Below are 21221 nucleotides of genomic sequence, written 5' to 3'. Positions count from 1 at the left end.
GCTGCAACTGTAAACACATGGGTGTGTTTTTTTACGTCCGGGAGGGGAAACCCACTCGGACGTTTTTTTATTTTAGATAGCGCACGTCGTGGCCCAGCACGATGCGCATGTCGGCGCGCGCGGAGTTGTCGCGCAGCTTATGCAGCGGCAGGTGGAGCCGGTCGCCCAGCTGCTGCGCCATCGCTTCCTGCGCGCGCTGGTATTCGATGCGGCTGCGCGGCACCACGAACGGCCGCAGGTTCGATAGCCGCACCGTCCTCCATCCATCGACATCAAGCGTGCGCGCCAGCCGCGCGGCGGCGCCCGGAACGCCGTTGCCGTTGCTGATCTCCAGGCGGACCGCCGGCGGCGGCATCGGCGCGGAACCGGCAGTCGGTACGCGCAACACCTCCACCAGCGCCGCGCCGACCCGCCGCACCTGCGTGCGCGGCATGGCGGCGTCGATGCCTGCGGAGGCGGCGGCTTCGGCGATGCGGGCGTCCTGCAGTTCCTGCTTCAGCAGCGCATAGTCATTGCGCACGTCGTGCGCGCGCAGCGTGGCCGCCTGCAGATACATGGTGGCCGCGTGTTCGCGTTCGCCAGCGGCGCTGAGGGCCGCCGCCAGCCGCTCCCATTTGTCCGCATCCAGCGGATCGCGCACGCATGCTTTTTCCAGCACGGCCAGATCCGGCTCGGCGGGCGCGGTGCCGACGTTCTGCAAACCGCCGCAGGCAATCAGCAGCGCGCCCGCACTCGCGGCGACGAATGTTTTTTTCAAGCCGGTCTCCTAGTGGGGAATAACGGACCGCGCCATCATGCGGTAGATCTGTATGCCGGCAGGGCCGATCAAGACCAGCATCAGCGTCGGGAAGATGCAAAAGATCAGCGGGAACAACAGCTTCAGCGCGATCTTGGCGGCCGCCTCCTCGGCCAGCACGCTGCGCTTGCCGCGCAGATTATCCGAATGCACCCGCAGCGAATCGCCCATGCTGGTGCCGAAGCGTTCCGACTGGATCAGCATCGCCACCAGCGTATCGACATCCTCCACGCCGCTGCGCAGCGCCAGGTTGCGCAAGGCGCGCTCCTTGCTGAAGCCGGCGCGCATCTCCATCAGCACCAGTTGCAGCTCCTGCGCCAGCGCCATGCTCTTGATGTGGATCTCGCCGGCCACTTTGGCCAGCGCGCGCTCCAGGCTCAGGCCTGCTTCCACGCACACCGTCAGCAGGTCCAGCGCATCGGGGAAGGTCTCGAAGATTTCGCGGCGGCGCGCGTCCGCCCTGCGCGACAGGACCGCGTTCGGCAGGTAGTAGCCGATGCCGGCCACCAGCAACAACAGATACATGAAGCCTTTGTGGGTCCCGCCCAGCGCGGCCGCGCCGAACAGCGCCAGCAACGCCGGCAGACCCAGCGCCAGCAGCGACTTGGCGGCGAAATACAGCGACGGCGCCGACGCGCCGCGCCAGCCGGCATTCATGAAGCGGGTGCGCAGCGGCGAACGCTCCCAGCCCGCCTCCGGCAAGGACAAGCGCGAGAACGGCTGCGCCGCCTGCGCCACCTTCTCCACCCAGCCGCCGCCGGTGTCGGACGCGGCCTCGGTCGGCTCGACCACTTCGTTCAGCCGTTCGCGCAGCGCCACCGGCGTGACCACCTGCAGCGCGGCCACGGCGATTGCCGCCGCCACCAGGAACACGATGGCCAGGAAAACGATCTGCGATCCATTCATGCGCCCTCCCCTTTTCAGATCCGGATGCGTATCAGCTTGCGCATCCACAGCACGCCAAGGACGGCGATGCCCATCGCGTACCACACCAGGCGCACGCCGATGGGATCGGTCCACAGCACCCGCACGTAACCGGGATTGGCCAACGCCATCAGCACCAGCACGCCCACCGGCAGCAGGCACAGGATCCAGGCCGACATGCGGCCCTCGGCGGACATCACGCGCACCTGCGCCAGCAGCTTGAGGCGAGCGCGGATCAAACGGCTGATGCTGCCGAAGACCTCGGCCAGGTTGCCGCCCGATTCACGCTGAATCAGCACCGCGATCACCAGGTAGCGCAAGTCGGTCAGCGGCACCCGCAAGGCCAGGTTGTGCAGCGCCTCGTTCATCGGCACCCCGTAGTTGACCTCCTCGTAGGCGAACTTGAATTCGCCGGCGATCGGTTCCGGCATCTCCTCGCCCACCATCTGCATCACGTTGGCGAAGGAATGGCCGGCGCGCAGCGCGCGGCCGAGAAAGTCCGCCGCCTCCGGCAACTGCTCCTCCAGCTTGCGCAGACGCGCGCGGCGCGCGCGCATCAGCAGCATCCACGGCAGCGCGCCGGCCAACGCCAGCGCGCCCACCGCCGGCGCGGCCGGCATGCCGGCCATCCACGGCAGCAGCAGTCCGAGCGCCAGCATCAGCAGCGAGCAGCCGAGGAACTGCGCCACCGACCAGCGCACGCCCGCCTGCAGCAGCAGCCGGTCCAACAGCGCAAGCCTGGCGACGCGCGCGATGCGGCGCAGCTGCTTTTCCAGCGCCGGATTGCGGCTGTAGGTACGGCGCTTGAGGATGTCGATACGCTCGCCGCCGCCGTTGCCGCTGGCGGCCATCAGCCGCAGGCGCTTGGCGATACGCCGCGCGCCGCCGCCGTGCGCGCCGGACCACCACAGCCAGGCCCCTTCGATCATCAGGATCACGGCGGCGAACAGCAGGACCGCGAAGGCGGAGAAGACGGCGTCCATGGCGCTTACTGATAGATCTTGTCGGGATCGAACACGCTGTCCGGCACCGCCGCGCCGAACATCCGCAGGCGGTCGGCGAAGCGCGGCCGCACACCGGTGGCGTAGAAGCGCCCCTGCACCGCGCCGTTGGCGTCGACGCCGGTCTGCTCGAAGCGGAAGATCTCGTGCATCGCGATCACCTCCCCTTCCATTCCGGTCACCTCCTGCAGGCTGACCAGCTTGCGGGTGCCGTCGGTCAGCCGCGACACCTGCATCACCACCGTGACGGCGGAGCAGATCTGCTGCCGCGTCGCGCGCGGCGTCAGGTTCACGCCGGCCATGCCGACCATGTTCTCCAGCCGCGACAAGGCGTCGCGCGGGGTGTTGGAGTGGATCGTGGCCAGCGAACCCTCATGGCCGGTGTTCATCGCCTGCAGCATGTCCAGCGCCTCGGCGCCGCGCACCTCGCCGAGGATGATGCGGTCGGGCCGCATCCGCAGCGCGTTGCGCACCAGCGAGCGCTGGTTCACCTCGCCCTTGCCTTCGATGTTTGGCGGGCGCGTCTCCAGCCGCACCACGTGCGGCTGCCGCATTTGCAGCTCGGCCGCGTCCTCGATGGTGACGATGCGCTCGTGGGCCGGGATGAAGCCGGAAAGCACGTTCAGCATCGTGGTCTTGCCGGAGCCGGTGCCGCCGGAGATCAGGATGTTGATCTTGGCCTGCCCCAGCGCCCGCAGCACCTGCATCATCGGCGGCGTCAGGCTGCGGTAGTCGAGCAGGTTCTCGACCGTCAGCGGCGTCACCGCGAAGCGGCGTATCGACAGGATCGGGCCGTCGATCGCCAGCGGCGGAATGATGGCGTTGACACGCGAGCCATCCGGCAGCCGCGCATCGACCATCGGACTCGATTCGTCGACGCGGCGGCCGACGCGCGACACGATCTTCTCGATGATCTTCATCAGGTGTGCGTTATCGTTGAAGGTGACCTCGGTCAGCTCCAGCCGGCCGGCGCGTTCGACGTACACCCTGGCGCAGGTGTTGACCAGGATGTCGGACACGCCGGGATCCGCCAGCAACGGCTCCAGCGGACCGAAGCCCAGCATCTCGTGCTGGATGTCGAGCACCAGGTTGTGCCGCTCATGCTGATTGAGCACGATGCGCTCATCCTCGATGATGCGCTGGACCAGCAGCGCCAGCTCGTGCTTGAACTGCTCGGGCGTCAGGCGCTTCAGGCGTTCCAGGTCGATGCGGTCCAGGATGGTCTGGTGCATGCTCTTCTTCAGCTCCAGGTAAGCGGCTGCGGCCAGGCCCGGCGGCCCGTTGCCGTCCTGGCGGCCGTCGTCGGCGACGGCCAGGCGTTCGCGTAAGCTCATGTCATCCTCCTTCGTGGCGGCCGAACAGCCGGTCGAACAAACCCTTGCTTTCCGAGACGCGGCGCGCCGTCACCAGTTCCACCAGCTCGGCCAGGCTGCGCGCCACCGTGCTGCTGCGCGACAGCTGCAACACCGGTATGCCCTGGTTGACCGAATCGGTCGCCGACAGGTAATCGTTGGGCACCGTGTGCACCACGTCCGCGCCCAGCGCCTGCTCCAGGTCCATCAGCCGCAGCTTGCCGCCCTTCTCGTAGCGGTTGACGATCAGGCGCGTGCGCTCGCTCGGATAGCCCAGCGAGCGGAAGATGTCCAGCAGGCGGCGGCCGTCGCGGATGTCGGGCAGCGCCAGTTGCAGCACCGGGTGGATGATGTCCGCCTGGTCCAGCGCGCGCAGCGAGATGGCGTCGATCTGGCGGCCGACGTCGAGCACGATGAAGTCGTAGTGCTGGCGCGCCACGCGCAGGATGATGTCCATGTGCTCCGGCTTCATGTCGACCACGTGGTTGGGATCATCCGCCGCCGCCAGCACGCCGAAGTTGGAGGCCACGTGCACCAGGCAGGAATCGAGGAAGGACGCGTCCATGCGGCCGATCTGCGCGCAGATGTCGGACAGCGTCATCGCCGGCTTCTGATCCGACACGTACAGCGTGGCGTCGCCGAACTGGCCGTGCAGGTCGATCAGCAGCACCTTCTTGTCGGCCAGCGCGGCCAGCGCGTAGCCGAAGTTGGTCGACAGGAAGGTCGCGCCGCTGCCGCCTTTGCAGGAGATGAAGGCCAGCACCTTCCCGTCGCGCATCTCGCTGACGCCGGCGGCGACTTCGATCCGGTCCATCGCCTCGTGGAAGGCGCGGTGCGCCAGCGGCAGTTGCAGCACTTCGCGCATGCCGGCGCGCATGGCGCGGATCAACAGGTCGTGCTGCGGTTCGCGCGTCAACAGCATGAAGGAGGCGCCCGGATACTGCTTGCTCAGGCGTTCGACCAGCTCACCTTCATCCGGCGTGACGCCGCTGGCGTCGAACACCACCAGTTGCGGCGCTTCCGGCAGCGGGCGTTCGACCGCGTCGCGCAGGCAGCTGCGCGACGCCATCAGCTGTACCGGCGGCATGCGCGCCGACCCTTGCGCGGCGATTTCCGCGTGCAGCAAGGCGTCGCTGCTGATCATCAGTGCTTTCATGGCCGCCTCCTACTTCGATCCGCTGACGCCGATGGTGAAACTGGACGGCTGCGGCGCCGGCTCGCTGGACGCTTTCTGATAGCGCTCGAAGGCGGAGCGCGCGGCGCGGCCGTCCATGCCCGCCACCGGATCGGTATTGCGGCCGGCATCCGGATCGATGATCTGCCGCGCCAGCGCGATGCGCACGTCGGCGCCGAAGCGGGCATCCCATTGCGGCGTGGTCGAAGTCACGCCGGAGACGCAGGCAGACAGCGTGCCCGCCGTCAGCAGGCAAAGTAGGTATCGCATGATCGTTCCCTGGTTATTTGCGTTCCGTGCCCTGGGCCGGCGCGCCTTCCATCTGGCCGCCGAGGAAAAGCCGGGCGCGCCCCGGCGGGGCGACGCTGTCGGTCGGCAGCCTGTAATTGGCCGGAAGCGGTTGCACCAAGTGGGGTGTGACGACAAACAGCAACTCGGTGCGGTCCTGCTGGAAGTCGGTGCTGCGGAACAGCGCGCCCAGCACCGGCAGCTCGCCGAGGATGGGCAGGCCGTTGATGTTGGTGGTCTGGCTGTTCTTGATCAGACCCCCGATGGCGAAACTCTGGCCGTCGTACAGCTCCACCGTGGTGGCGGCGCGGCGTGTGGTGATCAGCGGCAGGATGGCGCGGCCGCTCACTCCCGCCGACGAGATGCCGACGCCTTCACGCGACAGCTCGGACACCTCCGGCGCCACCCGCAGGTTGATGCGGCCGCCGGCCAGCACCGTGGGCGTGAAGCGCAGACCGACGCCGAACTCTCTTTCCTCCAGCGTGATTTTGTTGTTGTCCTGCGCGACCGGGATGAAGATCTTGCCGCCGGCGAGGAAGCTGCCTTCCTGGCCGCTGATCGCCATCACCGTCGGCTCGGCCAGGATGCGGACCAGGCCATCCTGCTTTTCGGCGGCCAGTCCGAGGTGGTCGCCGACCGGCTTGCCGACGGTGAGCAGGCCTTTCAGCGCGCCGCTGATGAAATTCGCCGACAGCGCGCCGGCCCAGCTGCCGCCGCCGATGTTCAGCGACAGGCCGGCCTCCAGTTTGTCCAGCAGGGATTTGGAGACTTCGGCAATCTTCACTTCCAACATCACCTGCTGCGGCGCGCCGACGTTGAGGAAGTTGACGATGCGCGTGCCGCCCGGCGCGGCCGCTGCTCCCGCCTGTACCGACATCGCGTCGCCCTTGTCGCTCCTGCCGATATCGAGCGGGCGCGCGGGACGGCGCACGAAGGCCGCCGCCAGCTCCAATACGCGCGATGCGGCCTGCGCGTCGCTGACGGTGCCGCTGAGGACCAGCGTGTCGCCGGCGCCGCTGACCTGGATGTCCTTCTGCTCCGGCATCAGCGCGGCCAGCGATTGCTGCAAGGCGCCGGGGTCGATGCTCACCACTACCTCGATCACGTTGCACAAGCCGCTGCTGCCCTGCACGATCATATTGCTGCTGCCGATGTCGACGCCGACCACGTACAAGGTGTCCGGCGCCACCAGCATCGCCTGCAGCACCGCCGGATTGCCGACGCTGCGCGCCTGTACCGGCTCCGGCATGCGCATCAGCGTCGACTTCCCCAGCTGCAGCGATAAGCTCCCCGGCGCCGCCGCCTGTCCGCCGCAGCGCAACCCGCCGTCGGCCGGCGCGGCGGTGGCGGTGGTGGCGGTGGCGGTGGTGGCGGTGGCGGCGGTGGCGGCGGTGGCGGTGGCGGCGGTGGCGGTGGCGCCGGCGCCGGCGGCGCGAATGGCCGCATACGGCGCCGTCGTCGGGATCAGTAGAGCGGGCAGCACCCACAGGAAGGCGAGGACGCGCCGCGCGCGGTGCGCAAGGCACGCCCGGCCGCCTGCCGGCATGATGTGGGAGCGCGGGTCCATGACGGGCTCACAGGCATTCCTGCGTGCGCTGCACGCCCGCGATGACGCCGATGCAGGCACGCGGCGCGGCGGCCGAAGCCATCTGCGCGCGCGGTCTGGCCTGCGCCGCCGTCTGCGCCACCGGCAGCTCGGCCGGCGATGCAGCAGCCACCTGCGCGCCCTGCGCGCCGAGCAAGGTCAACTTGGTCGCCCCCTCCGTCACCCCCGGCCGGGGATCGACCTGATTGCGCAACGCCAGCGACAAGGTGCCGACGCTGCGCGCCAGATCCAGGTTCTCGGCCTGCGCCGGCGTCACCTCCAGCGTGACCGCGTTGACCACGCGCGGCTTGGTCTCATCGCGCCCCACCTCCTGCGCCACCGCCAGCACCAGGATCCGCTCCAGCACAATCTTGGAAATCGCACTTTCCCGGCCGACGCCCGCCGCTTGCGTATTGACCAGGATATCGACGAAATTCCCCGGCAACGCAAAGCCGGCCACCCCCACCACATCGTTGACCCGCACCGTGATCGCCCGCTTGCCCTCGGCGATCAGCGCCGACAGCCCGCCCAGCGTGCCGGCCGGCGCCAGCTTGGCCTCGCTCAGCGGCTCGTCGCGCAGCACGCTGGTTTTCAACACCCGCCCCACCAGCCGGGAAGCATCGCGCAACGCGCCGCGCGGCAGGCTATCGGCCGGCCAGTCCAACGACTTGAGCATCTCCGGCGTCAGACGCTGCCCCAGATTGACGTCGGCCGCAGCCACCACGATCCTGTTCGACGCGCCGGGCGTCTGCCGCAGCAGCCAGCGCGAAGCCAGCGCCACCGCCGCCAGCCCGAACGCGACGGCCAACGCCATCATCAACAGTGCGCGCCGGTTCTTCATGCTATCCGAGGCTCCAGCAGATCGGCCTCGACATCGCCGTCGGGCAGCGCGCCGCAGCCGGCGAACATGCTGGTCCAGGCCTGGTCCAGCGCCGCGACCGACAGCCGCGCCGGCTCACCCATGAAGCCCGCGAAATCGACGATGCGACCGACGATCTCGCGCGGATAACAGGCCAACAGCGGCAAGCCGCTGCCGGCGTGCAGCTCGTCGAGCAGATAGCGCAGCGCCGCATCGTCGTAGGCCACACCGGCGCTCAGGCACTGCTGGCGCAACAGCGTGCGGTAGTTGGCGACGCTGAGCGCACCCACCGCCACCTTGTAGCCGACCCGGCGCAAGGCCGCCGCATCGAACAACGACTCCGGCGCCAGACTGGTGGCGAACACCAGGCGCATGCGGCACGGCGCGTTGAAGTGACAACCGCCGGCCAGCGACAACTGGCTGCGTTCCAGTTCCCGCGCCAACGCGAAGCGGTTCAGCAGCTCGGCCGCCGGCATGCGCTGGCGTCCCAGATCATCGACGATCAGCAAGCCATTGTTGGCCTTCAGCTGCGGCGGCGCCCGATAGCAGCCGCTGTGATGGTCCAATTGCGGATCGAGCATGGCCGAATCAAGCTCGCCGTCCAGCACCACCACCGGCCGCCGGCACAGCACCCAGCGCGGATCGCCGCCGCGCTGCTGCGGCAACTGGCGCGGCTGGCGCGGCGCCGGGCCCTGCGGCGCGCAGTGCAGCGCCGCATCGTAGACCTGGACGATGTCCTGTCCCACCACCAGCGCGTGCGGCACCGCGATCACCCCCGGCAGCAAGCCGCCCAGGCGGCGCGCCAGCGTCGACTTGCCGCTGCCCGAAGGCCCGTACAGCAAAATGCTGCGGCCCGAGTACATCGCCGCGCCCAGCATGCGCTGTAACGCGGGGTCGAGCAGGCCGTCGGCGAATTCGGCCGCCAGCTCGTCGGCGCAGTGCGGCGCCTGGACGGCCTGGCGCTCGACCATCGCGCGGTACGCGTCCAGCGTCACCGGCGCCGGCCCGACGTAGGGGCAGCGCTCCAGCCACGCGCTGGCGCGCTGCTTGCCGGCGTTGGTCAGCTGGTATTGGACGTCGATGTCGGACTCGCCGCGCCACGCCACCTCGGCCACCTGTTCGGCCACCATGAAATCGAACACCTCGCGCAGCACGTTGATCGACAAATGCAGCCGGGTGGTCAGCACCGGCAGATGGGTCTTGCCGCCGAGGTACATCGCCTTGGCGAGCAGCTCGACGATCAGCTGCTGCGTCAGGCCGGTGTCGCGCACCGATTTCGGCTGCGGCGGCAGCGCGGCGTCCTGCTCCGCGTCGCACTGCTGGGCGTAGGGGGATGGGGATTCAAGAGCAAGCATGATCTTCTCCGCAGCAAGGTATTGTTACGTCTGGGAATCAGTTTATCGGTCCATGCTGTGTGGACATTGACACGCAGCAAGGTTGAGCCTTTCCTCGCTTCAACGATGCGTCCATGCCACAACCGCGACGGTGCCGAGCGCGATCGCCACCCCATAGGGAACGCCGCCGACGCTGGCCGACGGCGCCAGCGGCACCGGCAGCAGCGGCACACCGAGCAGGCGCAACAGCAGCGGCCGGCAGAGCTGCGCCAGATTGCGCCAGCCGTCACGCCAGCGGCCGTTCCACCACAGCAGCAGCAACGCCAGGACGCCGCCGATCAGACACGACACCGCCGCGATCCGCACCGCCTCCAGCGGCCCACCAAAGGCGCCGACCATGGCCATCAGCTTGACATCGCCGGCGGCCATGCCGCGCAGCAGATACAGCGGCAGGAATAAAAAAAAGCCGGCCAGACAGCCGGCCAGCCATTGTGTTACCGGCGCCCACGGCTGCCCTGCAAGCAAATGCAGTATCAGCGCCAGCAACAGGCCGCTGAGGATCAGAACGTTGGGAATCTTGCGCATCGCCAGATCGGTCACCGCTGCTTGGGCGACCAGGCAGATCAAAATCACTTCGATGGCGTTGAACATGGTGGCGTCTCCGTCGAAAGGCTTTCCAGCCAGGCCTCGGCTGGAAAGCCCGATGCTTACGGCGCCGTGATTTTTTCGGCGATCGCTTCGAACGCATCCCTCAGCGCCGGCGTCAGGAAGCCGAACGCGGCGACCACGGCGGCCACCATGGTCGCCGCGATCAGGCCGTACTCAATGGCAGTGATGCCGTCCTCGTCGTGCGCAAACTCCTTTGCTGCTGCAATAAGCGCGTGCATGTTGTACTCCTCGGTTGAGTCCATAAAAAACCCCTGGCGCGGACGGCCGGCCGATGCTTTGCCGCCGTTGCCGCGCCATTGCGTTCACTATACGGATCGAGGAAATCAGAGAGTTGACTTCACGCAAGTTTTCCATGTGGAATTATTTCCGGTACGATGAAGAAAATCGCTCCGCAAGACACACGGCGTCGCCCGCATATGTCACACTGCACCAGCTTTCAGACCAGTCCGCTGAAATTGCTTGCGGGAACGCTACGCTGTCGGAAAAAGGTTGCATTTCATATCAATGGAGTTTTTTTTCGCACACATGAATTGCCTTGCTAGCAAAAAGCCATTATCCTGCTTAGCTGTTCTTTGGAAAGGCCCCGTGTTGCTTCACAGTGCGCCTGACTATCAAAGAGATGGGCTTGATAGGCGTGAACGAAACGTGGCGAACGCAGTATTTGTGTGATTATTTTCCAGAGAAGAAAATGGATTCCCTACTGAAACACATGGTGGACATGACCGGTCACCGCGATCACACGATGCTCGACATCTCGGTGATCTCGGCGGTGCAGGAGCTTGCCCACGCCAGTCTGGTCCGCGTGCTGACCCTGGCCACCGTCAGGGGGAAGATCTTCGTTCGGCCGCGCGCCATCATCAGCGCCGGCGAAGCCGCGCGCATGGTCGACACTTCCGACCTGCACAATCCCGGCAGCCCGATCGAATCCTTCCCGGCGCTGGCGCAGTGCATCGCGCGCCACGAATCCGGCGCCGACATCGCCAACGAAGCCGGCGAGCACACGCTGTGGCTGCCGATCTGGCTCGGCGACAAGGCCGACACCTGCCTCGAAATCGTCAACCCGACGCCATACACCAGCGACACCGTGCACGTCATCGGCGGCATCGTCAGCGTCTACCGCAACTTCCAGAACCTGCTGGACTACAGCGAACGCGATTCGCTGACCGGCCTGCTCAACCGCAAGACCTTCGACGACCAGCTGGCCAAGATGCTGGCCGCCAGCACCGAGCAGGACGCCATCACCCTGCCGGGCGAGGAAGAGCGCCGCACCCACAGCGAGCAGGAAAAGGAATGGCTGGCGGTGGTCGATGTGGACCATTTCAAGCACGTTAACGACCGTTTCGGACATTTATACGGCGATGAGGTGCTGATCCTGATCGCCAACCTGCTCACCTCCTCGTTCCGCGCGCAAGACCGCGTGTTCCGCTTCGGTGGCGAGGAATTCGTCGTGCTGCTGCGCTCCACCACGCTGGACAACGCGAAAAAGATCATCGACCGCTTCCGCATGAACGTGGCGTCGCATGATTTCCCGCAAGTGGGCAAGGTGACGGTGAGTGTGGGCTTCGTCAGCATCAGCGCGCTGGAGGCGCCGGTGATCATCCTGGGACACGCCGACCAGGCGCTGTACTACGCGAAAAGCCATGGCCGCAACCTGGCCTGCCACTACGACGAACTGGTCAGCGGCGGCCTGCTGCAGACCATCGAATCCAACGATACCGCCGAATTCTTCTAAGGCTCAGGCCTCGGCCAGGGTCAGGAAGCGCATCGGATCGACGTTCCACTTGGCCGGCGACTCGTGCCCGACGATCTTGTCGCCGCCGCCAAATCCCAATCCCCGCGACAAATCGATGGTCTCCGGCTTGATGTAGACGTTCTTTTTGGTGTGGAAGAAAACGTTGACCTTGGGCGCCAGCAGATTGGTTTCGTGTGGTTCGATCACCACACCCAGACGCCCGGATTCCAGAATCACCATGGTGCCGACCGGATAAATCCCGACGCAACGCATGAATTCCTGCGCAAACGTCGGATTGAAGTGGAACTTGCTCCACTCGTAAATCTTGCGCAGCGCCGCCGCCGCCGACATCCCCTTGTGATAGCAACGATCGGCAGTAATGGCGTCGTACACGTCGACAATGGCCGCCATCTGCGCCAATTCGCTGATGTCATCGCTGGATTGCTTGCCCGGGTAGCCGCTGCCGTCGCGCCGTTCGTGGTGGTGCAGCGTGATATCCAGCGGAATCGGACCGATTTCCGGCGATTGGCGCAGGATTTCGTAGCCATCCTGCGGATGCCGCTTGATGACGGCGAATTCCTCGTCGGTCAGCGGCCCTGGCTTATTGAGGATGGCGTCCGGCACCAGCGCCTTGCCGGTGTCGTGCAGCAGTCCGCCCAATCCCGCCTGGTGGGTCACATCGGCCGGGATATTGCGCGAACGGCAGAAAGCAACCAGCAGCGTACATACGCTAACGGAGTGCAAAAAGGTGTAATCGTCCTTGTTCTTGATCCGCAGCAGACCGACCAGCGCGCCTGGGTTGCGCAGGATCGACTCGGTGATGTTCTGCACCACCGGCTGCACCTGGTCCAGCTCGATGGCCTTGCCGAGGCGGGCATCCTGCATCACCGTGCGCACCAGCGTCGACGCCTGATGGCGGATCTGCACCGCGCGCTTCATCTCCTCGCCCAGCGAAACGCGGGTGACTACCGGCGCCTTGGCGACGATTTCAACGATCTCACGTTCGGTTGCCGCTTGCGCTTCTGCCAAGGTGGGCGCATCCTGCACGTCCAAGCCCTTGGCGCTGTCGATGACAACGTCGTGGATGCCGGCATTGATGATCTTGCGGATCTCATCATTGCTGGACAGCAGGAATCGGTTCCGTACAAACGGATGGGTCATCCAATCGCAGCTCAGGTCATGGATGTACATGCCTACCTTGAGCTGGGAAGCGTCGACTTTCTTTAACATGCGGATACCTACAGAGAAATGCTGCCCAGCGCCGGCGCGCCGATATAAAAGTATAACAAATAGTTTCCTGCCGGGATTAGGTTTACAAACGCTACGACTTGTTCTTCCATGCTAACACTTTCACCGATGTATTAATGTAGCTCATTCACTACATGGAATTACGCCAACTTCGATATTTTGTTGCGATCGCCGACCATGGCTCGCTGTCGCGCGCCGCGCTGGTGCTGCACATCGCGCAGCCGGCGCTGACGCAGCAACTACGCCAGCTGGAGGAGGAACTCGGCGTGCAGCTGCTGCACCGCTCGGCCAAGGGCGTGCTCAGCACCGACGCGGGCAAGATCTTTTATGAACACGCGCAAGCCATCCTCAAGCAGGTGGCCGACGCCCGTTCCGCCGTCGCGCAGTCGGCCGAACGGCCCAGCGGCAGCGTCACGCTGGGGCTGCCGCACAGCATTTCCGGCGCGCTGGCGCTGCCGTTGCTGACCGCGACCCGCGTCCAGTATCCGGAAATCACGCTGCAGCTGACCGAGGAACTGACCGGCAACCTGGCCGAGCAGCTCAAATCCGGCCGCGTCAACCTGGCGGTGCTATTCGACGATGGCCAATTGGCGCAGTTCGCGACCACGGCACTGGTCGAGGAAGAGCTGCGGTTCATCTGCCGCACCGATGCGGCCTACGCGCAAGGTGAGCAATCACTGACGCTGGAGCGGGCGCTGGCTGCGCCGCTGATCCTGCCCGGCCTGCAGCACGGCGTGCGGCCGCGTATCGAAAGCGTGGCGCGCGGGGCCGGGCTGACGCTGTCCAAGGTGATCGAAATCAACTCCATCACCATCCTCAAGTCGGCCTTGCTGGCCGACATGGGCGCCACCATCCTCCCGGCCGCGCCGGTGCTGGACGAGCTGGAGCGCGGCATGCTGCGCGCCCAGCCCATCCACAGCCCGTCGATTTCGCGCACCGTGGTGTTGTGCGCCTCCAAGAACATCCCGCTGACCAACGCGGCGGCGGCGGTTAGCCGGCTGGTGCAGCAAGTCAGCGCCCAACTGTGCGCCGGCGGCAGCTGGCCCGGCGCAACGCCCATCAGCTAGCCATCGTTTTTTCTTATACCCATATCGGCAATCGCTATTTCCGTATACGTCAACCCGCGCCCATACTTCATGGACTGCTAACCATGCGGCCCATGGCCCGATCCAGGCGCGCCTACCCGGCGCGACCGAATTCGGGCGCGATCTGATACTAAAAACGGAGACACACCATGCCCGATACAACTTCGGCACACGGCCCCGCCGCCCACGCCGGCGCCGCATCCCGACTCACGACCGTGAGCCTCGACGACAAATACACCGCCACCGATGGCGACATCTTCCTCTCCGGCATACAGGCGCTGGTACGCCTACCGATGATGCAGCGCGTGCGCGACCAGGCCGCAGGCCTGAACACGGCCGGCTTCATTTCCGGCTATCGCGGCTCGCCGCTGGGCGGCCTGGATGAAAACCTGTGGAAGGCCAAAGCGCACCTGGAAGCGCATCACGTGCAGTTCGTCCCCGGCGTGAACGAGGATCTGGCGGCGACCGCCGTCTGGGGCTCGCAGCAGGTGGACCTGATCGGCGAAGCCAAATACGACGGCGTGTTCGCCATGTGGTACGGCAAAGGCCCGGGCGTCGACCGCTGCGGCGACGTGTTCAAGCATATGAACCACGCCGGCACCTCGAAGCACGGCGGCGTGCTGCTGGTGGCGGGCGACGATCACGGCGCCTATTCGTCGACGCTGCCGCACCAGTCGGACCACCTGTTCTCGGCCTCGATGATCCCGGTGCTGTATCCATGCAATGTGCAGGAATACCTCGACCTCGGCATCCACGGCTGGGCGATGTCGCGCTTCTCCGGCTGCACGGTGGCGTTCAAGGCGCTGGCCGACACGGTCGAATCGTCGGCCTCGATCGACGCCGATCCGTTCCGCGTCGAAGTCAAGATCCCGCACGATTTCGTCATGCCGGAAGGCGGCCTGAATGCACGCCTGTCCAGCATCCCGCTGGGCCAGCAGGCGCGCAATCAGGAAGCGCTGATGCAGGACTATAAGATCTACGCCGCGCTGGCCTACGCGCGCGAGAACAAGCTGAATCACACCACCATCACCAGCCCGAACGCCAAGCTTGGCATCATCGCCTCCGGCAAATCCTACCTCGACGTGCTGGAAGCGCTGGAGGAACTGGGCATCGACGAGAAGATGGCGGCCGACGTCGGCCTGCGCCTGTTCAAGGTCGCGATGCCATGGCCGCTGGAGCCGGACAGCGTGCGCGAATTCGCCCAGGGCCTGGACGAGATCCTGGTGGTGGAGGAAAAGCGCCAGATCGTCGAATATCAACTGAAGGAACAGCTGTACAACTGGCGCGACGACGTGCGTCCGCGCGTGATCGGCAAGTTCGACGAAAAAGGCGAATGGGTCGCGCCGCGAGGCGAATGGCTGCTGACCTCCAAGGCCGACTTCTCGGTGTCGCAAGTGGCGCGCGTGATCGCTTCGCGCGTGTCCCGCCTGATCTCCGACCCGGTCACCTGCGATCACATCAAGGCCCGCCTGTCCTTCCTCGACGCCAAGGACGCGGTGCTGAAGAAGGCCATCAGCACGCCTTTCCGCCCGGCGTTCTACTGCTCCGGATGCCCGCACAACACCTCGACCAAAGTCCCGGAAGGCAGCCTGGCGCTGGCCGGCATCGGCTGCCACGTGATGGCGACCTCGATCTACCCCGAGTTCAACAAGCTGACCACGCACATGGGCGGCGAAGGCGCGCCGTGGATCGGCCAGGCTGCGTTCTCGAAAATCCCGCACGTGTTCCAGAACCTCGGCGACGGCACCTACTTCCACTCCGGCTATCTGGCGATCCGCGCGGCGGTGGCGGCCAAGGTCAACATGACCTACAAGATCCTGTACAACGACGCGGTCGCGATGACGGGCGGCCAGCCGGTCGACGGCATCACCTCGGTGCCGATGATCGCGCAGCAGATGGCGGCCGAAGGCGTCAAGCGCATCGCACTGGTGACCGAAGACCTGAGCCGCTACACCGACCGCAGCGCGCTGCCGACGGTGGTCAGCCTGCACGACCGCAAGGACATGGACGCGGTGCAGCGCGAACTGCGCGAGCTGGAAGGCGTATCGGTCATCATCTACGACCAGACCTGCGCGGCCGAGAAGCGCCGGCGCCGGAAAAAAGGCGAGTTCCCCGACCCGGCCAAGCGCATGGTCATCAACGAAGCCGTGTGCGAAGGCTGCGGCGACTGCGGCGTGCAATCGAACTGCACCTCGATCCTGCCGAAGGAAACGGAGTTCGGCCGCAAGCGCACCATCGATCAATCGTCGTGCAACAAAGACTACTCTTGCGTGAAGGGCTTCTGCCCGAGCTTCGTCACGGTCGAAGGCGGCGCGCTGAAGAAGACCAAAACGGGCGTCACCAAGGACAACGCCGACGACGGCTTCGGCCCTCTGCCGGAGCCGGCGCTGCCATCGTGCGAGCAACCGTACAACATCCTGATCAACGGCATCGGCGGCACCGGCGTGATCACCGTCGGCGCCTTGATGGGCATGGCCGCGCACCTGGAAGGCAAAGGCGCGTCGGTGCTGGACATGACCGGCATGTCGCAGAAAAACGGCTCGGTCACGTCGCACGTCAAGGTCGCGAAGACCCCTGCGCACCTGCGCGCGCAACGCATCGCCACCGGCGAGGCCGACGTCATCCTCGGCTGCGACATGCTGACCGCCGGCGCCGCCGACGCGGTATCGAAGATGCGTCCGGGCCGCACGCTGGCCGTGATCAACCTGCACGAGCAGCCGCCCGGCACCTTCGCGCAGAACGCCGACTGGCAGTATCCGGTGGCCGAAGTGCGCGCACTGATCGAGGAATCGGTCGGCGCCGGCGCCGCCGATTTCATCGATGCCACCAAGCTGGCCACCGCGCTGATGGGCGACTCGATCGCCGCCAACCTGTTCATGCTCGGCTACGCATGGCAGAAGGGCCGCATCCCGCTGACGGAAGCGTCGCTGCTGCGCGCGATTGAACTGAACGGCGTCGGCATCGCCTCGAACAAGAAAAGCTTCCTGTGGGGCCGCCGCGCCGCCGTGGACCTGAAGCGCGTCGAGCGCGTGGCGACGCCGGCGCAAGCCATCGTGGTGCAGATGCCGCAAAGCCTGGAGAACGTGCTGGCCAAGCGCGTCGAGTTCCTGACCGCCTACCAGGACGCCGCTTACGCCGCGACCTATGAGCAGCTGGTGTCGCAGGTGCGCGCGAAGGAAACGGCGCTCGGCCTGGGCAACAAGCTGTCCACCGCCGTCGCCAAGTATTACTTCAAGCTGATGGCCTACAAGGACGAATACGAAGTCGCGCGCCTGTACACCGACGGCCGTTTCGTCGAGCAGCTGAAGCAGCAGTTCGAGGGCAACTTCTCGGTCAAGTTCAATCTGGCGCCGCCGATGTTCGCCAAGAAGGACGCCAAGGGCCATCTGGTCAAGGCGGAATTCGGCTCGTGGATGTGGAGCGCGTTCAAGCTGCTGGCCAAGTTCAAGGGGCTGCGCGGCGGCGCGTTCGACATCTTCGGCTACACCGAAGAGCGCAAGATGGAACGTGCGCTGATCGTCGAATACCGCGAACTGGTGGTCGCGTTGATTGACCAGCTGACGCCGGAAAACCACGCCGTCGCGGTCGACCTGGCCGGCCTGCCGGAGAAAGTGCGCGGCTTCGGCCATGTGAAAGAAAAGGCGGTCGCCACCTTCCACGCCGAGAAGGCCCGCCTGCTAACGCAATTCAGCCAACAGCGCGCTGCATGATTGAGACGTGGACCCGCAACCCAGACGCTGGGGTCAGACCCCGTACGGGGTCTGACCCCTGTTTGCCGCAGTGCGGGTTTCGATTAATTGACGTTAACGTAAACGTCATATAATAAAGAAAAAGTATAAGGGACACCAATGAACGACCTCTCAGCTCCGAAAATCGCGGCCGTGCCGGACCAGCCGCGCCTCACGAACAAAGTCCGCTTCGTCACAGCGGCCTCACTGTTCGACGGCCACGACGCCTCGATCAACATCATGCGCCGCATCCTGCAATCGAACGGCGTCGAAGTGGTCCACCTCGGCCACAACCGCTCGGTCGACGACGTGGTGACCGCCGCGCTGGCCGAAGACGTGCAAGGCATCGCCATCTCCAGTTACCAGGGCGGCCACGTCGAATACTTCAAATACATGATCGACCTGCTGCGCCAGCGCGGCGGCGCGCACATCAAGGTCTTCGGCGGCGGCGGCGGCGTCATCGTCCCCGACGAAATCGCCGACCTGCACGCCTACGGCGTCACCAAGATCTTCAGCCCGGAAGACGGCCAGCGCATGGGCCTTGTCGGCATGATCCAATGGATGGTGCAGCAGTGCGACATCGACCTGACGCAATACTCGCCAACCTCGCTGGCGCCGCTGCGCGAAGGCGATATCGCCGCGCGCCACCGCCCGTTGGCGCAGCTGATCACCGCGCTGGAAAACGAAAAGGCCACGCCCGCGCTGCGCGCCGAACTGCTGGCCGCCGCCGAACACCTGCCGGTGCCGACGCTCGGCATCACCGGCACCGGCGGCGCCGGCAAATCCTCGCTGACCGATGAACTGATCCGCCGCATCCGCCTCGACCAGGGCGACGCGCTGAACATCGCCATCATCTCGATCGACCCGTCGCGCCGCAAATCCGGCGGCGCGCTGCTGGGCGACCGGATCCGCATGAACGCCATCAATCCGTGGGCAGGCCAAACGCGCGTGTTCATGCGATCGCTGGCCACGCGCGAAGCGGGCTCCGAGATATCGCAAGCGCTGCCCGACGTCATCGCCGCCTGCAAGGTGGCCGGCTTCGACCTGGTGATCGTCGAGACTTCCGGCATCGGCCAGGGCGACGCCGCCATCGTGCCGCACGTCGACGTCTCGATGTACGTGATGACGCCGGAATTCGGCGCCGCCTCGCAGCTGGAAAAAATCGACATGCTCGATTTCGCCGACTTCATCGCCATCAACAAGTTTGACCGCAAAGGCTCGCTGGACGCGCTGCGCGACGTCGCCAAGCAGTACCAGCGCAACCGCGAACTGTGGAGCCAGCGCCCGGAAGAGATGCCGGTCTACGGCACGCAGGCATCGCGCTTCAACGACGACGGTGTCACCGCGCTGTATCAGGGCCTGCTGCCGAAGCTGGCGCAATTCGGCCTGCAATCCAGGCCGGGCAAACTGCCGGGCGCCGACGTGCGCCACTCCAGCGGCAAGCACGTCATCGTGCCGCCGGCGCGCGCGCGCTACCTGGCGGAGATCGCCGACACCGTGCGCGGCTACCACCGCTTCACGCGCAAGCAGGTCACGCTGGCGCGCGAACGCCAGCAGCTGACGGAATCGAAGCGCATGCTGGCCATCGCCCACAAGAGCGCCGACTTTGATGAACTGATCGCCGAGCGCGACGCCGAGATGGACGGCGGCGCCAAGAAGCTGCTGGCCCAATGGCCCGACATGCAGGCCGCGTATGCGGGCGACGACTACGTCGTCAAAATCCGCGACAAGGAAATCCGCACGCGCCTGATCCAGCACACCCTGTCCGGCACCAAGATCCGCAAGGTCGCGCTGCCGCGTTACGAAGACCACGGCGAAGTGCTGCGCTTCCTGATGCTGGAGAACGTGCCCGGCTCCTTCCCCTTCACCGCCGGCGTGTTCGCCTTCAAGCGCGAAGGCGAAGACCCGACCCGCATGTTCGCCGGCGAAGGCGACGCCTTCCGCACCAACCGCCGCTTCAAGCTGGTCTCGACCGGCATGGACGCCAAGCGCCTGTCGACCGCGTTCGACTCGGTGACCTTGTACGGCGCCGATCCCGCGCTGCGTCCCGACATCTACGGCAAAGTCGGCAACTCCGGCGTCTCGATCGCCACGCTGGACGACATGAAGGCGCTGTACGACGGCTTCAACCTGTGCAGCCCGAGCACCTCGGTATCGATGACCATCAACGGCCCGGCGCCGACCATCCTCGCGATGTTCATGAACACCGCGATCGACCAGCAGATCGACAAGTTCGTGGCCGACAACGGCCGCCAGCCGACCGCCGACGAAGCGGCCAAGATCCGCGAATGGGTGCTGGCGAACGTGCGCGGCACCGTGCAGGCCGACATCCTCAAGGAAGACCAGGGCCAGAACACCTGCATCTTCTCGACCGAGTTCTCGCTGAAGGTGATGGGCGACATCCAGGAATACTTCGTCCACCACCAGGTGCGCAACTTCTACTCGGTGTCGATCTCCGGCTACCACATCGCCGAAGCGGGCGCGAACCCGATCTCGCAGCTGGCGTTCACGCTGTCGAACGGCTTCACGTTTGTCGAAGCCTACCTGGCGCGCGGCATGCACATCGACGACTTCGCGCCCAACCTGTCGTTCTTCTTCTCCAACGGCATGGACCCCGAGTACACGGTGCTGGGCCGGGTCGCCCGCCGCCTGTGGGCCATCGCGATGCGCGACAAATACGGTGCCAACGACCGCTCGCAGAAATTGAAGTATCACGTGCAAACGTCGGGCCGCTCGCTGCACGCGCAGGAGATCGACTTCAACGACATCCGCACCACCCTGCAAGCGCTGATCGCCATCTACGACAACTGCAACTCGCTGCACACCAACGCCTACGACGAAGCGATCACCACACCGACCGACGAATCGGTGCGCCGCGCGCTGGCGATCCAGCTGATCATCAACCGCGAATGGGGCCTGGCCAAGAACGAGAACCCGAACCAAGGCTCATTCATCATGGAAGAGCTGACCGACCTGGTGGAGGAAGCGGTGCTGCAAGAGTTCGAGCGCATCGCCGAACGCGGCGGCGTGCTGGGCGCGATGGAAACCGGCTACCAGCGCGGCAAGATCCAGGAAGAATCGATGCTGTACGAGCACCAGAAGCACGACGGCACCCTGCCGATCATCGGCGTCAACACCTTCCGCAATCCGAAGGCCACGGGCGAGCCGCAGAAGATCGAACTGGCCCGCTCCACCGACGACGAAAAACAATCGCAGCTCAAGCGCCTGGAAGACTTCCACACTCGAAACGCCGAAGCCTCCCCGGCCGCGCTGGCGGCATTACAGCAAGCCGCGATCGACAACGCCAACGTGTTTGAAAAGCTGATGGAAGCCGTCCGCGTCTGCTCGCTAGGCCAGATCACGACAGCACTGTTCGAAGTCGGCGGCCAGTACCGCCGCAATATGTGACCTAAAACTCCGGGGTCAGAGCTAAAAACTGGACACGG

Annotated in this window: 16 protein-coding genes; 4 read left to right on the top strand and 12 right to left on the bottom strand. The window is 65.7% G+C overall.

Features of this window, described 5'->3' with window-relative positions:
* Nucleotides 1-67: 67 nt before the first annotated feature.
* The 11 genes from GW587_RS25095 to GW587_RS25045 form a co-directional block, all read right to left on the bottom strand.
* On the bottom strand, nucleotides 68-757 hold the full coding sequence (locus GW587_RS25095; protein ID WP_166107639.1) for a LytR C-terminal domain-containing protein: 690 nt from the start codon (nucleotides 755-757) through the stop codon (nucleotides 68-70).
* Nucleotides 758-766: 9 nt separating this feature from the next.
* On the bottom strand, nucleotides 767-1702 hold the full coding sequence (locus GW587_RS25090; protein WP_166107638.1) for a type II secretion system F family protein: 936 nt from the start codon (nucleotides 1700-1702) through the stop codon (nucleotides 767-769).
* A 14-nt stretch (nucleotides 1703-1716) separates the two neighbouring features.
* Nucleotides 1717-2703 carry a type II secretion system F family protein gene (locus GW587_RS25085; RefSeq protein ID WP_166107637.1) on the bottom strand — a complete coding sequence of 329 codons (987 nt, stop codon included), beginning with the start codon at nucleotides 2701-2703 and terminating at the stop codon, nucleotides 1717-1719.
* A gap of 5 nt (nucleotides 2704-2708) precedes the next feature.
* Nucleotides 2709-4055, bottom strand: coding sequence for a TadA family conjugal transfer-associated ATPase (locus tag GW587_RS25080; RefSeq protein WP_166107636.1), 1347 nt, complete (start codon nucleotides 4053-4055; stop codon nucleotides 2709-2711).
* Between the two features lies 1 nt (nucleotide 4056).
* On the bottom strand, nucleotides 4057-5229 hold the full coding sequence (locus tag GW587_RS25075; RefSeq protein WP_166107635.1) for a CpaE/TadZ family protein: 1173 nt from the start codon (nucleotides 5227-5229) through the stop codon (nucleotides 4057-4059).
* 9 nt (nucleotides 5230-5238) lie between these two features.
* Nucleotides 5239-5517 carry a hypothetical protein gene (locus GW587_RS25070; RefSeq protein ID WP_207393636.1) on the bottom strand — a complete coding sequence of 93 codons (279 nt, stop codon included), beginning with the start codon at nucleotides 5515-5517 and terminating at the stop codon, nucleotides 5239-5241.
* Nucleotides 5518-5530: 13 nt separating this feature from the next.
* Nucleotides 5531-7102 carry a type II and III secretion system protein family protein gene (locus GW587_RS25065; RefSeq protein WP_229259650.1) on the bottom strand — a complete coding sequence of 524 codons (1572 nt, stop codon included), beginning with the start codon at nucleotides 7100-7102 and terminating at the stop codon, nucleotides 5531-5533.
* A 7-nt stretch (nucleotides 7103-7109) separates the two neighbouring features.
* Nucleotides 7110-7961 carry a Flp pilus assembly protein CpaB gene (gene cpaB, locus GW587_RS25060; protein ID WP_166107634.1) on the bottom strand — a complete coding sequence of 284 codons (852 nt, stop codon included), beginning with the start codon at nucleotides 7959-7961 and terminating at the stop codon, nucleotides 7110-7112.
* Nucleotides 7958-9334: an ATP-binding protein gene (locus GW587_RS25055; protein WP_166107633.1), complete on the bottom strand. Its 1377-nt coding sequence runs from the start codon at nucleotides 9332-9334 to the stop codon at nucleotides 7958-7960. Before GW587_RS25055 ends, cpaB begins: the two co-directional genes overlap by 4 nt.
* A 99-nt stretch (nucleotides 9335-9433) precedes the next feature.
* Nucleotides 9434-9964, bottom strand: a complete 531-nt coding sequence (locus GW587_RS25050) for an A24 family peptidase (protein ID WP_166107632.1) — start codon at nucleotides 9962-9964, stop codon at nucleotides 9434-9436.
* A gap of 56 nt (nucleotides 9965-10020) precedes the next feature.
* Complete coding sequence (locus GW587_RS25045) at nucleotides 10021-10200, bottom strand: Flp family type IVb pilin (RefSeq protein WP_166107631.1); 180 nt, start codon at nucleotides 10198-10200, stop codon at nucleotides 10021-10023.
* Nucleotides 10201-10670: 470 nt separating this feature from the next.
* Between GW587_RS25045 and GW587_RS25040 the strand changes: the two genes are divergently transcribed.
* Nucleotides 10671-11714 carry a GGDEF domain-containing protein gene (locus GW587_RS25040; protein ID WP_166107630.1) on the top strand — a complete coding sequence of 348 codons (1044 nt, stop codon included), beginning with the start codon at nucleotides 10671-10673 and terminating at the stop codon, nucleotides 11712-11714.
* Between the two features lie 3 nt (nucleotides 11715-11717).
* On the opposite strand, the gene GW587_RS25035 is transcribed toward GW587_RS25040, so the two are convergent.
* Complete coding sequence (locus tag GW587_RS25035) at nucleotides 11718-12944, bottom strand: HD-GYP domain-containing protein (RefSeq protein WP_166107629.1); 1227 nt, start codon at nucleotides 12942-12944, stop codon at nucleotides 11718-11720.
* 152 nt (nucleotides 12945-13096) lie between these two features.
* Here GW587_RS25035 and GW587_RS25030 point away from each other — a divergent pair, with 152 nt between their 5' ends.
* The 3 genes from GW587_RS25030 (at nucleotide 13097) to icmF (ending at nucleotide 21183) form a co-directional block, all read left to right on the top strand.
* On the top strand, nucleotides 13097-14029 hold the full coding sequence (locus tag GW587_RS25030; RefSeq protein WP_166107628.1) for a LysR substrate-binding domain-containing protein: 933 nt from the start codon (nucleotides 13097-13099) through the stop codon (nucleotides 14027-14029).
* Nucleotides 14030-14196: 167 nt separating this feature from the next.
* Nucleotides 14197-17757, top strand: coding sequence for an indolepyruvate ferredoxin oxidoreductase family protein (locus GW587_RS25025; RefSeq protein ID WP_166107627.1), 3561 nt, complete (start codon nucleotides 14197-14199; stop codon nucleotides 17755-17757).
* 138 nt (nucleotides 17758-17895) lie between these two features.
* Nucleotides 17896-21183, top strand: a complete 3288-nt coding sequence (icmF, locus tag GW587_RS25020) for a fused isobutyryl-CoA mutase/GTPase IcmF (RefSeq protein WP_166107626.1) — start codon at nucleotides 17896-17898, stop codon at nucleotides 21181-21183.
* Nucleotides 21184-21221 lie beyond the last annotated feature (38 nt).

The sequence above is a fragment of the Duganella aceris genome (assembly GCF_011090165.1).
Taxonomy (GTDB): Bacteria; Pseudomonadota; Gammaproteobacteria; order Burkholderiales; family Burkholderiaceae_D; genus Rugamonas; species Rugamonas aceris.
This window is presented reverse-complemented; position numbering and strand designations above follow the sequence as displayed.